A 14,354-nucleotide genomic window follows, 5' to 3' on the forward strand; every position below is an offset into this window, starting at 1 on the left:
AGTTGAAAAGGCAGGCGCTCCGGCGCCTGCCTTTTTGTTGTTCCACGAACGTCGACCGGAACGAAGCAGCGCGTGTATTGAAACGCGCCGCGAGATCGCCACGTAACCGTGTGCGCGTTGTCGGGCGAACCCTCTTCACATGTGTTTGATTATTCAGATAAGTTCCATTTTGAGTTTTATGCCAAGTACAGAATGCGCAAGTCACATGCGTCATAAATGACAAGCCACCTCAAAATCTCTCATGGAGACCTGTTTGTCTGAGTTCCCAATTCTCGGCATTGACCTTGGCACGACCAATTCGTTGGTAGCTCATTTTACCGACGAAGGCCCCATATTGATCCCCAATGCTATCGGCGCTTTTCTGACGCCTTCTGCCGTAGGGCTTAGCGACAGTGGTGACTTGTTGGTCGGCCAGGCAGCCAAGGACAGGCTCGTGTCCAATCCCGATATAAGCACGGCACGATTCAAGCGTTATATGGGCACGGACCACATGGTTCATCTCGGCCGCAAGACATTTCGCCCGGAAGAGTTGTCCGCGTTCATTCTGCGCTCCTTGAAAGCGGACGCCGAGGCGCATCTCCAGCACCCTATTGACGATGCGGTTATTTCCGTGCCGGCCTACTTCAACGATGTGCAACGCAAGGCAACGATCGCTGCCGCACAACTCGCGGGCCTTAAGGTAAGCCGGCTGATCAATGAACCGACCGCAGCGGCCTTGGCTTATGGCCTGCATCGCAAGGACGATGAAAGCACCTTTCTTGTCGTGGATCTTGGCGGCGGCACATTCGACGTTTCAATTCTGGAGATGTTTTCTGGCGTCATGGAGGTACGGGCGTCGGCCGGGGACGCATTTCTGGGCGGAGAAGACTTCACGGATATCCTTGTAGCGTTGCTGGGCAAGGATCTTGGCCGTGATGATTTAGGAAAGGGAGATCTGTCACGGCTGCGTGCGCTGGCTGACGAAGCAAAGCATAAGCTTTCAATCAGCAAAGACGCAGATATCCGATATGTCCTGGACGGCGAACAGAAGCAGCTTTCTGTCTCTGCAGATCGTTTTGAGGAGGCAACGACGCAGTTAGTCAACCGGATGAAGGCCCCTTTACAGCGCGCGATGCGCGACGCAAACCTAGGCAACGATCAGATCGATCGGATCATACTCGTTGGCGGCGCAACGAGAATGCCAATCATCAAGTCTGCAATAACCAAGCTTTTCAAGCGTTTTCCGGAACATGATCTCGACCCCGATCATGTCGTGGCCCTGGGCGCGGCGGTACAGGCCGGGCTTGCTTCCCGGCATCAGGCACTCGACGACATCGTCATGACCGATGTTTCACCCTTCACCTTGGGTATCGAGACAAACCATCAAGTCGGACCGAACGGCCAAACCCTGCCCGGATATTTTGCTCCAATCATTGAGCGCAATACGGTTATTCCAGCGAGCCGGGTTGAGCGTTTCAATACTGTAGTTCCTGGCCAGCAGAAAGTGGAAATCAATGTCTTTCAGGGCGAGGCGCCGCTGGTACGCGACAATGTGAAGATAGGCACATTGAGCGTTCCTATTCCTGTCAACCGCAACGCAAATGAAGCAGTCGACGTGCGCTTTACCTACGATACGTCCGGAGTGCTCGAAGTCATCGCAACGGTCGTCACCAATGGCAAGGCTCATCGACTTGTCATAGAGGGCAATCCGGGCGCTCTTTCGCAAAAAGACATTCTGCAACGCCTGAAGGAACTTGAACGGATCAAGATCCATCCACGCGAAGAAGCGGTTAACGCGGCGCTTGTCGCGCGCATCACGAAAGCTTTTGAAAATGCCTTGGGGCCGCAACGCAAGGTGTTGTCGGCACGGCTTGGGGAATTCGAGGCGATCCTTGCCCGGCAATATCCCAAGGAAATCGCCGCCGTGCGATCCCAAATCACGGAAGAACTCGAAGCGTTAGAGAAGTACGATGTTTATTGATGCGTTTTCCATGCTCGGAATATCCGACCGGGAAGACGTAACCGAACGCGAGATCAAGCGCGCCTACGCTACAAAGCTCAAACTGATCAACATCAATGAGGATCGCGACAGTTTTATTGCATTGCGTCAGGCATTCGAGCAGGCGCGCGATCAAGTCAACAGGCGGGAGTATTTCAAGGAAATTACTTCCCCTGACGGGGCACAAATTGCCGAAGACACCGACGCGCCCGCGTTGAAGAACGTGCCACTATCCAACGAGAGTGCGGTTCCCGCTATCCTCGAAGCACACGCTTTGCGGGCCATGGAAGATGATATCGAGACGCTCCTTATCGAAAATATCGAACCAGATGCACCGAAAGAAGCGGCTCCTGCCCGCACGGCTTCAATTGCCATCGAAGCGCCTGCCCTGCGTGCCATGAAAGCTGTCGAGTCGCTTATCACCGAACCATGGAAATGGCAGAGAATAGACAGCTGGCTGGCAATTCTGGATGGCGAACTCCTACAGACGATTGATGACATTCAAGAGTTTGAAACCCGTATGCGGACCTATGTTTGCGAGCAATCAGGCTTCGGCGAGCGGCAGCGTCCGTTGGCCAAGCCCTGGATGGTTCAACGCTTGCTTGACCTGTTTGACGAACGCTTTGGCTGGACACGCAATCGCGGATCAAACTATTGGGAGCGTCAACAGCTTGACTGGTTGCACGCGCTAATCGATCCTGAGACGGCGCCCCAGTATCGTATGGCGTCCACGCCGCAACAGGACCCTGAGCCCGAAACGATCGCACCATCGAGCCAAACCACCGGTTCGGCGCGTCAATCACCTGTTTCCGGGTGGGTATGGGTTATGATCTTCTTTGTGCTTGTTAAACTTGCCGCCGCTCTTTCGGGCTCAAATGAGCCCGCGAAAACATTCCCACGGCCCGGTGCCACACAACAAGTGCCCGCAGGCGTTCTTCGCGACCTCTGTCGTAATCTGTCGTTTGACGAATGTTTCAAGAAGATGAGTGGGATGCCGGAGCCATAGGCCGAAAAATTATCAAACGGAAATCGGGGGAAAGATACAGCCGGAACAACGTTGGCCACCGGAGGCTCTAGCCGAAAATCTTCTCGCCCTGCTCGTCGACCAGCTGGATGCCCTTCTTGATCGAGATGTCAACGGCGTCGTCCAGTCCCGCGAACCGGTCGGCGCGGATGAAGCGGTGCTCCTTCATCACGCCACCGACTTCCTTCGAAACCACGCCGCAGGTCTGGTACTGGCCGTCCGCCTTGTAGGGCGTGGCGCTGATCAGAAATCCCTTGTGCTCGATCTGTTTTGCCGGGGCGGCGCTTTTAGGCCCGCCGGCGTCACCGCCGCCACCACCGCCGAAAAGACGTTTCAGAAATGACATGAGCGCCCTCCTACGGCGATCATCCCGCACGACAGGGTGTGGTGCAGGATGATTTTCAGTACCGTTCCTCAGTCGAACGAGCAAGGGCCGACGACCCCGCCAGAGCTCAGCCGCGCGACAGCGCTTCGAGGGCTTCGGCGGCCTCTTCCAGTATGGCGATTGCTTCGGCCTGCTTTTCGGCCGGTGCGTCGACGATGTCGCCAAGGGCAGCGCGCAGCCGGTGGCGCACGGCGCGGAACTCGTCGCGGGCTTCCGAACGGCCGCCGCGGCCACGCCGTCCGCCCTCCTCGCTGTCGTCGTTCCAGCCAAACCACTCGCGCGCCTTGGCCATCTTCCGGCCGAAGCGCTCGAGATGCTCGAGCACACCGTCGATCATTTCGCGGTTTTCGGTGAGATGCGCCTGGCCCGCCTCGGTGATCGAAAACACCTTCTTGTTGCCGTCGGCCGCAGAGACGGCATAGCCGGCCTCTTCGAGGAAAGTCAGCGTCGGATAAACGACGCCCGGGCTTGGGCTGTAGATGCCGCTGGTGCGCTCTTCCAGCGCCTTGATGATGTCGTAGCCGTGGCGCGGCGCCTCGGCCAGCAGCGACAGGGTGATCAGCTTGAGATCGCCGTCGGCCAGCATGCGTCCGGCGCGAAACATGTCGCCTGGGCCGCCGCGTCCGCCGCCGCGACCACCATGTCCGAACGGCCCGAACCCGCCGCCACGCCCGCCAAACTTGCCGGCCATATGCAGGAATGCGCGCTCGGCGCGCTCGCCAAAGGGATGATGTCTGTGCATTGATTGCTCCTTGAGTTCTATCTTTCGATATATCTTAAGTAGGTGCATGCGTCCCATGAGTCAAGATATATCTTACGATGTATCGAAAGGCAGCGCCAGCGTCATGCGCCGGTCAAGGTTCGGGGATGTCTGCGGGGCTTTCCCGAACTACCAGCGGCCGTTGCGCCGGTTCCACGCATAGAGCAGGTCGGCGAAGCGATCATAAGCGAAACGCGTCAGCGGCAGCACGACCGGATTGCCGAACAGCGCCGCCAGCCAGCCCTCGCCCGGCGTCGCCCTCCAGACGGCGACCGCCACATCGGCGCCGACCAGCAGCCTGTCGTTGTTGTCAGTGGCATGCAGCCGGCGGCGGATATCCTCCAGCGAGGCGCCGTGGCCGGCGAGCGCCGCCGGTTCGAGGTTGATGTCGCGGAATTCGATCCGCCCGGCCTTGATCGCTTCGATCAGCCGCCGTTTCTGCCTGGTGATGCCGCCATCGCAGACTGGGCAGCGTGTGTTGTACCAGACGGTAAGCGCAGGCTTGGGCATGGCTTTCAGACCGCGACCTGAGGGACGGAACCGACTATCCCTGCAATGCGATCGGCCCGCAACATGGCGAAGCGCCGCGCTTGATCAGAACTCGTAGCCGAAGCGCTCGAAGTCTCTGAGATAGAGCCGCCGCACGATCGCTTTCGCCTCCTCATCGTAGAGGGCGCGATAGTCGACCGGCGCCCCGACATTCAATCGCGGAAGCTCGCCGGGAAGGCCGAGCCGCTCGGCCAGAACATTGAACTGCTCGGCCAGTGTTTCGAAGCGCAGGACCTCGTCGACGATCAGCTTTCCATCCCTGTCCGAAATCCAGCTCGTCTGGTCCACCCGCGCCAGCCGGTTCTTGCGTTCGAGGTAGCGCAGGAACGCCTTGAAGTCCCAGCGCTGCGCCTGGCGATGCCGGCGCCGCGAGGTTTTCCGGCGCAAATGCTGGTAGTTGGAAACCACCAACTCGAAAGGATTGCGCACCACGGCGAATTTGTAGGCGCCGGCATAGAGATGGGCCGGCAATTTGCGCCGCAACCAGGCGGCTCTGTCATGCTGCCTGAAATTGATCCTCACCGGCGCCTCTGGCACCGGCAGCCTCGACAGCAGACGCCGCCACTGCGTCGGTTTCGGCTTCAGGCACCATGGCCGCAGCGCACGAGTGATCGAGGTCCCGGCCGTTTTCGGGATGTGGATGAAAATGAAGTTCTTCTCGAGCGAGAGGAGCATTTCTCCTCAATATCGGCAGCTCAGGCGCCGTCAAGCGGCACCCGCACCGACCGCCAGGAAATGCGTCCGACCGCGTTGTCTCAACCAGCGCGCCTATCCAAGCGAGGTGATGATCTCGCGATAGGCAAATTCGGGGAAAGCCTTCAGCGTTCGCGTCTTGACGCTACCACCCGCCCCGAGCATCAGCGCAAAACGCGCCAACACTGCATCGTCGGGCGCCTCGACCACGGCCACCATGTCGCATTCACCCATGGTGAGATAAAATGCCTTGAACGATCCGCCCATGTCAGCCAACTGCTTCTTGGCGGCATCGAGCCGTTTCGGCGACTCGCGCACATTCCTGGAGCCCTGTTCGGTCCAGTTCATCAGCAGGATGTAGGTTGTCATCGCACACCTCCCTCCGGCGCCACGGAGCACGGCTGAGAGTCTCAGCCGGGGCGGGTATCCGGTTTGTCGCCCAGAACATGGCATCCGGCTTGGGAAGTATCCTCCCGACGGAGATGGGCGGCAAGACGATCGCCAACAATAAACGACGATCTCCGCGCCCCTCGAAAATTGCCCCGTGGCGCCCGCTGTTCAGGAAGCACCAGAACTTGAGCAGCCGGCGGCCTGCCAAAGCAGTCGAGGCTCTATGCGGTTGAATAGAACGAGTAGGCGTAGGCTTAAATTCCAGAGGAATCGCAATCAATCAGCGCCCGAAGCGAAAATCGCGCTGGTGGCTTTACACATCATTTCTGGAGGGACACAATGGAAGCAATAACAAGGGGAGAGGGTGATGGAAACACCAGGGGCAAGAAATATAGGATTTGGGTTACTTTGGTTTGTTGGCGGGGCTCTCGTCACAATAATCACATATGGGGCGGCACCCGGAGGCTATTTTGTAGTCGCTTCGGGGGCAATTGTTGGCGGGCTTCTCCAGTTCTTCGTTGGGCTATTTCAATATCTCAACCATGTATCAAAGAATAAAGTGGATCGACTGATCCCCGGACCGGAACTGCGCGCCCTCGTCCGTGCCATGATGGCGATGGCCAAATCGGATGGCAACGTTGAGAAAACAGAGCTGGATTCGATCAGGAATATCATCAACAGCGTTACAAAAAATCAGATAGCATGGGCAACAATAGACGAGGTCTGCAAAGAGCTTTCCTTGGAAAAAAAGTCCATACCCAACTACCTCGCCGACAATGCGGCAAATTTCGAGGACAGTATCAAAGAACTCATCATACATTGCTCGGTGATGATCGCGGCGGCTGACGGCCGCATCACAGAAGACGAATTCGCACTTGTCTCAACGATGGGTCAATCGATGAGAATGCAGGCTGCCGATGTCTTGAAAATTCTAGAGGGCCTTTTGGCGCCACCGGAACCTGTGCAGAAGTCGGCCGGGGCCTGAATTCTTGTGTTCATACTGATGCCGGCGAAAATGGCGTCGTCGGCATCAATCGGCAACTCCTGGTCCATCCAGCGAGCTCTCTCAGCCCGCTGATCGAACACCGGTCATTTGCCAGCGACCGTCCTGATCAATTCATCTTCGGCAAGGTCGACTTTGTCCCGAAGCGTGTATCTATGGCCAAAGCCAACAGCATCCTCTGAAAAGCCGATAAAAGCAGCGAGTTCGGCATGGAGGTCGAGCGGATTGATGTAGTCTTTCGCTCCATTCATACCCAGAATCTGGAGCAGGTCGTCAAGCGCGGCCGGCCTGCCGATTGTCGCCAGCAGCGCGGGCGCATCGTCGATCGTGGGCAGCATATCGTCGTCGCCGGGATCTTCCATCTCAATGCCAGGACAGGAATTGTAGCGCGATTCCAGACGGCCATGCCTAGCAACGCTTAAATTCAACACCTCCTCGTCATAGACGGTGACGGCGATGCCGACGCACGCCAGATCGAGGGTCAGACTTTGCAGCAGGCCCTCTGCCCAATGCATGTCCTGCCCGTCTGTCTGCCGATCGGAAAAGGTGACCCAGCCGTTCTGCTCGGCACCCACGAATGCATCGATGTTCTTCGATCGGAGCCAAGCGACCAACGCGGCCTGCGTTGGCCCCTTTGTGCTGATGTTTCCGTAGGTCGACCCCACGCCGAAGCCCCCGGTCGGCAGTGTCAGCTGTCGAGGAAGCTGCGCAGCTTGCGCGACCTGCTCGGGTGCTTGAGCTTACGCAGCGCCTTGGCTTCGATCTGGCGGATACGCTCGCGGGTGACCGAGAACTGCTGGCCGACTTCTTCCAGCGTGTGATCGGTGTTCATGCCGATGCCGAAGCGCATTCTGAGCACGCGCTCCTCGCGCGGCGTCAGCGAGGCAAGCACGCGCGTGGTGGTCTCGCGCAGATTGGCCTGGATCGCCGCGTCGATCGGCAGGATCGCCATCTTGTCCTCGATGAAATCGCCGAGATGCGAATCCTCCTCGTCGCCCACAGGGGTTTCGAGCGAGATCGGCTCCTTGGCGATCTTCAGTACCTTGCGGACTTTTTCGAGCGGCATTGCGAGCTTTTCGGCCAGTTCCTCAGGCGTCGGCTCGCGGCCGATTTCGTGCAGCATCTGGCGCGAGGTGCGCACGATCTTGTTGATCGTCTCAATCATGTGCACCGGGATGCGGATGGTGCGCGCCTGATCGGCGATCGAACGCGTGATCGCCTGCCGGATCCACCATGTCGCGTAGGTCGAGAACTTGTAACCGCGGCGGTATTCGAATTTGTCGACCGCCTTCATCAGGCCGATATTGCCTTCCTGGATCAGGTCGAGGAACTGCAGGCCGCGATTGGTGTATTTCTTGGCAATGGAGATGACGAGGCGCAGATTGGCCTCGACCATTTCCTTCTTGGCGATTGCGGCTTCGCGCTCGCCCTTCTGCACCTGATTGACGATCTTGCGGAATTCCAGGATCGAGATCGCCGTTTCGGTGGCGAGGTTCTGGATCTCCGAACGCAGCTCCTTGATCGCGTCCTTCTCGTTCTTGGTGAATTCCTTCCAGCCGCGCGAGGTAAGATTGCCGATCGAGCGCGTCCAGTTCGGATCGAGCTCGGAACCCTGATATTCCTTGAGGAACTCCTCGCGGCGCACGCCATAGCTTTCGGCCAGGCGCAGCAGCTTGCCTTCGTTCTGCACCAGGCGCTTGTTGATGTCGTAGAGCTGCTCGACCAGCGCTTCGATGCGCGCGGTGTTGAGCGACAGCGACTTCACCGCCTTGATCAGCTGGTCTTTCAACTCCTTCAAGCGGCGGTCCTGGCTGGGCGACAGCGTGCCGGCGGCAGCCAGACGGTTCTCGACCTGCTGGTCCTGCAGCTTCCTGAGCTTCTTGTAAGTGTCGGCGATGACGTCGAGCGTCTCCATCACCTGCGGACGGAGTTCCGCTTCCATCGCCGCAAGCGACAGGCTGGCCTCGTCCTCGTCTTCCTCGTCGTCATCCGTCAACCCGCGCGTGTCGGCGCCGACATTGGTGATGTCGTCTTCCTCGTCGCGTCCACGCCGCGGCTTGTCCTCGGGCTTTGGGGTCTCCTCGATGCGCTCGACCACCGGCGCCTGCTTGGCTTCGGGCCCGGCATAGGTGGCTTCGAGGTCGATGATCTCGCGCAGCAGAATCTTGGATTCGTTGAGCTCGTCACGCCAGATGATGATGGCCTGGAAGGTCAGCGGGCTTTCGCACAGGCCCGCGATCATGGTCTCGCGACCGGCCTCGATGCGCTTGGCGATCGCGATCTCACCCTCGCGCGACAGGAGCTCGACCGAGCCCATCTCGCGCAGATACATGCGCACCGGGTCGTCGGTGCGGTCGGTCGGCTCTTTCTTGGTGGTCGTGGCGGCAACGGCGGTACCGGTCTGCTCGGCCAGTTCGTTGGCGTCTTCCTCGGCATCGGCATTGCTGTCGGCGGCCTCAGGCTCCTCGCCCTGATCGTCGTCCTCGACCACGTTGATGCCCATGTCGGACAGCATCGCATTGATGTCTTCGATGCGATCGGGATCAGTCTCTTCCGACGGCAGCACCGCATTCAGCTCGTCAAGGGTCACATAGCCGCGCTTCTTGGCGGCCTTGATCATCTTCTTGACAGCATCATCGGAAAGGTCGAGCAGGGGGCCATCGGTGGCGCCTTCGCGTTCGGTCTCGACCTCTTCCTTTTCCTTTGTCGCCATAGTCTTTATCTTCTCCTAGCGGCCGAACATCGAAGCCGCGTAAGCTGCCGCACCGGTCAAATTATGCGCTCGTGACGAAACGCGCTTCACCGGGCCGGTAACCGCATCAACTCTTTTGTTTGGTTCATATCGTGCCCCAAAACCGGTTTTCACTTTTGGGCGACATGCATTAAGTCCAGATTAACCCTGATATCTGTGGCAGGCTAACAGCCTGTCCAGTGATCAGCACCTCACATCGCTGCATTTCCCATCGACGCCGGCACGGGTTAAGGTTTCGAATCGTCCTGATTCCGTCATTCTGCCAGAAGGTCAAGCGCCTCTCGCATGATTCGCATCAAAAAAGCGAATCAATTACCCGACTTAGAGGCGTCGATTCGACGCGCTGCACGTTTCAACTTCATTCTTGCGCAGGTTTCAACCTACACGCGCCCAGCCTTGCCCGAGGACACGCCGAACCCTTCGATCAGCGCTTCCGTTGCCTGCACATCACGAAATTGCGCCTGAATCTCGACGAGATGCCGGTAGTTTTCGTCTGTGGGATCGCTGGCGAGCGCTGCTTCCGCCTGTTTCAGTTCCTTATGTAAGGTGCGCGCGCTGCGCTGCAAGTGTAGCGCCTGGTTGAAGGCGTCGCGGGCATCGTCAAGGGCGGCGGTTTCCAGCGCCGGCCATTGCCGGGCGCGTTTGATCAGCATCACCGCCCGCCCCCAGATATCGCTGCAGCCGGCGCGCTCGATCGTGGCGATCACCGCGTCGCGGTCATTGGCCATGTCATGCGCCATGGCGTCGAGGATGGCCGCGTGCAGCCGCTTCAGGTCGGTGTTGGCGAGATCCAGGAACTCGACATGGGCGAAATTCTCGTCGATCAGCGCCGGATGGTTGACCAGTGCGACGATGATCGTCGCCTCGCGCACCGACATCATCTCGCCGCCGCGCTTGACCATGGCGGAGCGGCCGAGGCTCTCGGTGATCGCGGCGCGCGCGCCGACGCCGCCGCCTTTCGCGAACTGCCCGCCGGGTGCGGCCGTTTTGCCCTGCCCCGGTTTCCAATCCTGGCGGCCCTGGCGGGCACTGCGCTGCGAGCCGAAAAAGTTCAGCACGCGCTCGCGCATTTCCTGCTGGTAGTGGTAGCGCAGGCTCTCGTCGCGGATGCGGCTGGTCAGCTCGCGCAGCGTCTTTTCCAGCTCCGCCCGCCGCTCCGGCGTGTCGAAGACACCGCCCGCGGTCTCGCGCATCCACAAAAGGTCAGCCAGCGGCCGCGCTTCGGCGAGCACGGCGCGAAAGGCGTCCGGCCCTTCCGCCTTGACCAGATCGTCGGGGTCCTTGCCCTCGGGCAGCAGGGCAAAGCGCGCCGAGCGTCCCGGCTGGATCGACGGCAGCGCCATGTCGGCGGCGCGCCACGCCGCCTTCAACCCGGCCTGGTCGCCGTCGAAGCACAGCATCGGCTCGGGCGCCATGCGCCACAACAATTCAAGCTGGTTTTCGGTGAGCGCGGTGCCAAGCGGCGCCACGGCATTCTCGAAACCGGCCTGCGCCAGCGCGATGACGTCCATGTAACCTTCGACGGCAATCACCGTACCGCCCTTTGCGAGCGCTTTGCGGGCGCGGGCGAAATTGTAGAGCACATTGCCCTTGTGGAAGAGCTCGGTGTCGGGCGAGTTCATGTATTTGGCCAGCGCATCGGCGGCCAGCGCGCGACCGCCGAAGGCGATGATCTTGCCCCTGGAATCCGGGATCGGGAACATGATGCGGTCGCGGAACCAGTCATAGGAGACGGGAATGTCGTCGCCATGGCGCACCAGCCCGCAGGCCTCGATATCGGCCTTGGGCACGCCCTTGGCGGCAAGATGCTCCTTCAGCGCGTTGCGGCTGTCCGGTGCAAAGCCCAGCCGGAACGATTGCTGCGTCGCCGGCGTCAGCCCGCGGTCACGCAAATAGGCGCGGGCTTTCGCCCCTTCCGGTCCCTGCAGCCGCTCCTGGAAGAAGACAGTCGCCATCTCCATGACGTCGGTCAGGCTGGCGCGTTCCTTCTCGCGCTGCTCCTCCCGCTCGTCGCGCACCGGCATCGGCACGCCGGCCATCTCGGCGATCTTCTCGACCGCTTCGGGAAAACTCATGCCGTCGAGCTCGGTCAGGAATTTGAAATGATCGCCCGACACCGAGCAGCCGAAGCAGTGGTAGCGGCCCTTCTTGTCCTCGCAATGAAAGGACGGGCTCTTCTCGCCATGGAACGGGCAGCACGCCCAATAGTCGCCGCGCGACGCGTTGGTCTTCTTCCTGTCCCACGCGACGCGCTGGCCGATAACCGATGAAATCGGCACACGGTCGCGTATCTCATCGAGAAAGGCGGGTGGAAAGCGCATCGGGGAACTCGTTTCCCCACCATATAATCATGCCGGGGAAATCCGACGACCCTTATTGCGGACCGTACCCGGTTTCCACAGGCCAAAAAGAAAGGCGGCCGTCGCCGGCCCCCTCCTTTCAAGCTTCAGCAGTGTGCTGGTCAGACTTAATGCGCGGCGTTGGCGCCGAAGATGATGCCGGACAGGATGCTGACCAGCACATAGTCATTGCCGACGCGGATCCACTCCTGGCCGCCGCCGGGACCATGCAGACCAGGTTGTCGCCAAAGGCGCGGCAAACTTCGCCAATCCACTGTCGTGCCATGAATCCGCCGTGCAGTCATCTGCGCATCCGTCCATTTTCCGACACGGCCTGTCGCGTCGCGACGCCCCTTGGAATCGACAAATTTTATTATCCGGCTAAAATATTCCAGCTAATATAAGCGACTGTCATGACCATGATTCGCATCCTCGTTGTCCCCTCCAGGCGTCGCGCTGTCAGCATCGCACGTCCTGTCCGCATGCAGGCGTCGACATGAGCGGTTCGGTCGTTCTCCTGCATCTGGCCGGCGCCGTGGCGCTGATGCTGTTCGCCACCCGGCTGGTCAAGACCGGCGTCGAGCGCGCCTATGGCGATGTGCTGCGCCACCGGCTGCGCGCCACCATGCGCAATCCGATGATGGCGGTTCTGGCCGGCTGCGGCCTGTCGATTGCGTTGCAGAGTTCGACCGCCGTCACGCTTCTCGTCGGCTCCTTCGCCGGCGCCGGCATCGTCTCGGGGATGTCGGGTCAATTGGCGGTGCGCGGCGCCGAGATCGGCTCGGCGCTGGTGGTCAAGCTGTTGACCTTCGATCTCTCGCTGCTGGTGCCGATCTGCCTTGTCGCCGGCACCGTCATGTTCATGGCCACCGAGCGGCGCGACTGGCGCCAGTCCGGCCGCATTCTGGTCGGCATCGGCCTTTTGCTTCTGTCGCTGGAGATGATCGGCCAGGCGTCCGAGCCGCTGCGCCAGAGCACACTGATGCCGCTCATCGTCAACTATTTCTCAGGCGATTTCGTCACCGCCTATCTGCTCGCCGCACTGATCACCTGGCTCTTCCATTCCTCGATCGCCGCGGTACTGCTCCTCGTCACGCTCGCCGGCCGCGGCTTCATCCCGCCGGAACTCGGCATCGTGCTGGTGCTCGGCGTCAATCTCGGCTCCTCGATCATCGCGCCGCTGCTCACCCGCAACGCCGAGCCTGGCGTGCGCGTCGTGCCGATCGGCAATCTGTTGATGCGCGGCATGGGCTCGCTGGTGATGCTGATCCTGTTCATGACGCTGAAGCCGCCGGTCGCTTTCCTCGGCGCCACCGTGCCCGACCAGATCGTCAACGCCCACATCCTGTTCAATGTGCTGATCCTGCTCGCCGGCCTGCCGCTGGCCAGTCTGGTCTATCGCGTTTCGGAGAAGATCGTGGCGATGGGCACCAAGTCCGAACCGGCCGCAGCTCTCGACGTCATCGAGCTTTCCGCGCTCAACGACAGCGCGCTCGATGTGCCGAGCCAGGCGCTGGCCAACGCCACCCGCGAGGTGGTGCGGGTCTGCGAAACGGTCGAGATCATGCTCAAGCGCATCATCGAACTCTACGAGAGCGCCGACGCCGACAAGATCAAGGCGCTGGCCGCACTTGACGACCGTGTCGACAGGAAGCACGCGGCGATCAAGCTCTATCTGGCCAAACTGACCAGGAACTCGCTCACAGAGGACGAGGCCCTTCGCTGCCAGGAATTGATCGGTGCCTGCGTCAAGCTCGAGCAGGTCGGCGACATCATCGTGCGCAACATGCTGGTGCATGTGAAGAAGAAGCTTGAGCGCGGGCTGGAGTTCACGCCCGAAGGCTGGCGCGAACTCAGCGCCTTCCATGCCTCGGTGCTGGCCAATGCCAGGCTCGCCTTCAATGTGCTGGTGTCGCGCGATCCGGAGGCCGCGCGCCAGCTGGTGCTGGAAAAGGACCGACTTCGCGACCGCGAGAAGGAAACCAGCGCCAGCCATTTCGTGCGCCTGCGCGACGGCACCGCCAAGAGCGTCGAGACCAGCTCCATCCACCTCGACACCATCCGCGACCTGAAACAGATCAACTCGCTGCTGGCGTCGATGGCCTATCCGGTGCTGGAGGAACGCGGGTTGCTTGGTGGGTCGCGGCTCAAGGCCAGTTGAGCCCGGACAAGCGCCTGCTGCGGTGAAATTAGTCTTTGCGCGTCCAGCCCTCCCTCGGCTAAGCATCGGGTCAGTCCACCGGGAGGATAGTCTTTGGATACCCATTCGCGCAGCTTTGCCAAGGCGCTATCGTGGCGCGCCACCGGCACCATCGACACGATGATCATCTCGCTCGTCATCACCGGCAGCATCAAGCTTGCCGCGGCCATCGGCGCCACCGAGGTCGTCACCAAATCCTTGCTGTATTACCTTCATGAGCGGGCGTGGCTGAAAATCCCCTACGGCAGGAAGAACGCCGCTTAGACTTGGCGGGTACCGCC

At 60.3% G+C, this 14,354-nt stretch carries 13 protein-coding genes and 1 pseudogene; 5 read left to right on the forward strand and 9 right to left on the reverse strand.

Annotated elements, in window-relative coordinates; translation table 11 throughout:
• Positions 1-253 precede the first annotated feature (253 nt).
• Positions 254-1,960 carry a molecular chaperone HscC gene (locus FJV77_RS11515; protein WP_210246350.1) on the forward strand — a complete coding sequence of 569 codons (1,707 nt, stop codon included), beginning with the start codon at positions 254-256 and terminating at the stop codon, positions 1,958-1,960.
• The gene (locus tag FJV77_RS11520; protein WP_142866926.1) at positions 1,950-2,984 is read left to right on the forward strand and encodes a hypothetical protein; all 1,035 of its coding nucleotides are present in this window, start codon (positions 1,950-1,952) and stop codon (positions 2,982-2,984) included. The genes FJV77_RS11515 and FJV77_RS11520 overlap by 11 nt, the downstream gene beginning before the upstream one ends.
• 67 nt (positions 2,985-3,051) lie before the next feature.
• Here FJV77_RS11520 and FJV77_RS11525 read toward each other — a convergent pair whose 3' ends face one another.
• The 5 genes from FJV77_RS11525 to FJV77_RS11545 form a co-directional block, all read right to left on the reverse strand.
• The gene (locus FJV77_RS11525) at positions 3,052-3,348 is read right to left on the reverse strand and encodes an HlyU family transcriptional regulator (protein WP_142866927.1); all 297 of its coding nucleotides are present in this window, start codon (positions 3,346-3,348) and stop codon (positions 3,052-3,054) included.
• 106 nt (positions 3,349-3,454) lie between these two features.
• Entirely contained in the window at positions 3,455-4,129 is a 675-nt protein-coding gene (locus tag FJV77_RS11530) for a PadR family transcriptional regulator (RefSeq protein ID WP_142866928.1), read from the reverse strand.
• A gap of 147 nt (positions 4,130-4,276) precedes the next feature.
• Positions 4,277-4,657 carry a DCC1-like thiol-disulfide oxidoreductase family protein gene (locus FJV77_RS11535; RefSeq protein ID WP_142866929.1) on the reverse strand — a complete coding sequence of 127 codons (381 nt, stop codon included), beginning with the start codon at positions 4,655-4,657 and terminating at the stop codon, positions 4,277-4,279.
• An 84-nt stretch (positions 4,658-4,741) separates the two neighbouring features.
• On the reverse strand, positions 4,742-5,371 hold the full coding sequence (locus tag FJV77_RS11540; protein WP_142866930.1) for a sulfotransferase family 2 domain-containing protein: 630 nt from the start codon (positions 5,369-5,371) through the stop codon (positions 4,742-4,744).
• A gap of 93 nt (positions 5,372-5,464) precedes the next feature.
• Complete coding sequence (locus FJV77_RS11545) at positions 5,465-5,758, reverse strand: GYD domain-containing protein (RefSeq protein ID WP_142866931.1); 294 nt, start codon at positions 5,756-5,758, stop codon at positions 5,465-5,467.
• Positions 5,759-6,146: 388 nt separating this feature from the next.
• Here FJV77_RS11545 and FJV77_RS11550 point away from each other — a divergent pair, with 388 nt between their 5' ends.
• Positions 6,147-6,764, forward strand: coding sequence for a TerB family tellurite resistance protein (locus FJV77_RS11550; RefSeq protein ID WP_142866932.1), 618 nt, complete (start codon positions 6,147-6,149; stop codon positions 6,762-6,764).
• A gap of 104 nt (positions 6,765-6,868) precedes the next feature.
• Here the strand turns inward: FJV77_RS11550 and FJV77_RS11555 are convergent, their stop codons facing one another.
• From FJV77_RS11555 to FJV77_RS11570, 4 genes and pseudogenes are all read right to left on the reverse strand, one after another.
• Positions 6,869-7,447, reverse strand: coding sequence for a hypothetical protein (locus FJV77_RS11555; RefSeq protein ID WP_142866933.1), 579 nt, complete (start codon positions 7,445-7,447; stop codon positions 6,869-6,871).
• A gap of 23 nt (positions 7,448-7,470) precedes the next feature.
• Positions 7,471-9,495, reverse strand: a complete 2,025-nt coding sequence (rpoD, locus tag FJV77_RS11560; protein ID WP_142866934.1) for an RNA polymerase sigma factor RpoD — start codon at positions 9,493-9,495, stop codon at positions 7,471-7,473.
• Between the two features lie 419 nt (positions 9,496-9,914).
• Positions 9,915-11,855 (reverse strand): DNA primase, encoded by a 1,941-nt coding sequence (gene dnaG / locus FJV77_RS11565; RefSeq protein ID WP_142866935.1) that lies wholly within the window; start codon positions 11,853-11,855, stop codon positions 9,915-9,917.
• A gap of 146 nt (positions 11,856-12,001) precedes the next feature.
• Positions 12,002-12,109: pseudogene (locus FJV77_RS11570) on the reverse strand (RcnB family protein); the annotation flags it as partial.
• Positions 12,110-12,369: 260 nt separating this feature from the next.
• Here FJV77_RS11570 and FJV77_RS11575 point away from each other — a divergent pair.
• Together FJV77_RS11575 and FJV77_RS11580 are read left to right on the forward strand one after the other, a co-directional pair.
• Positions 12,370-14,034 (forward strand): Na/Pi cotransporter family protein, encoded by a 1,665-nt coding sequence (locus FJV77_RS11575; protein WP_142866936.1) that lies wholly within the window; start codon positions 12,370-12,372, stop codon positions 14,032-14,034.
• Between the two features lie 93 nt (positions 14,035-14,127).
• Complete coding sequence (locus FJV77_RS11580; RefSeq protein ID WP_142866937.1) at positions 14,128-14,337, forward strand: DUF2061 domain-containing protein; 210 nt, start codon at positions 14,128-14,130, stop codon at positions 14,335-14,337.
• The last annotated feature ends 17 nt before the right edge of the window (positions 14,338-14,354 follow it).

Origin of the sequence: Mesorhizobium sp. WSM4306 (genome assembly GCF_007003975.1) — a bacterium.
Classification (GTDB): Bacteria; Pseudomonadota; Alphaproteobacteria; order Rhizobiales; family Rhizobiaceae; genus Mesorhizobium.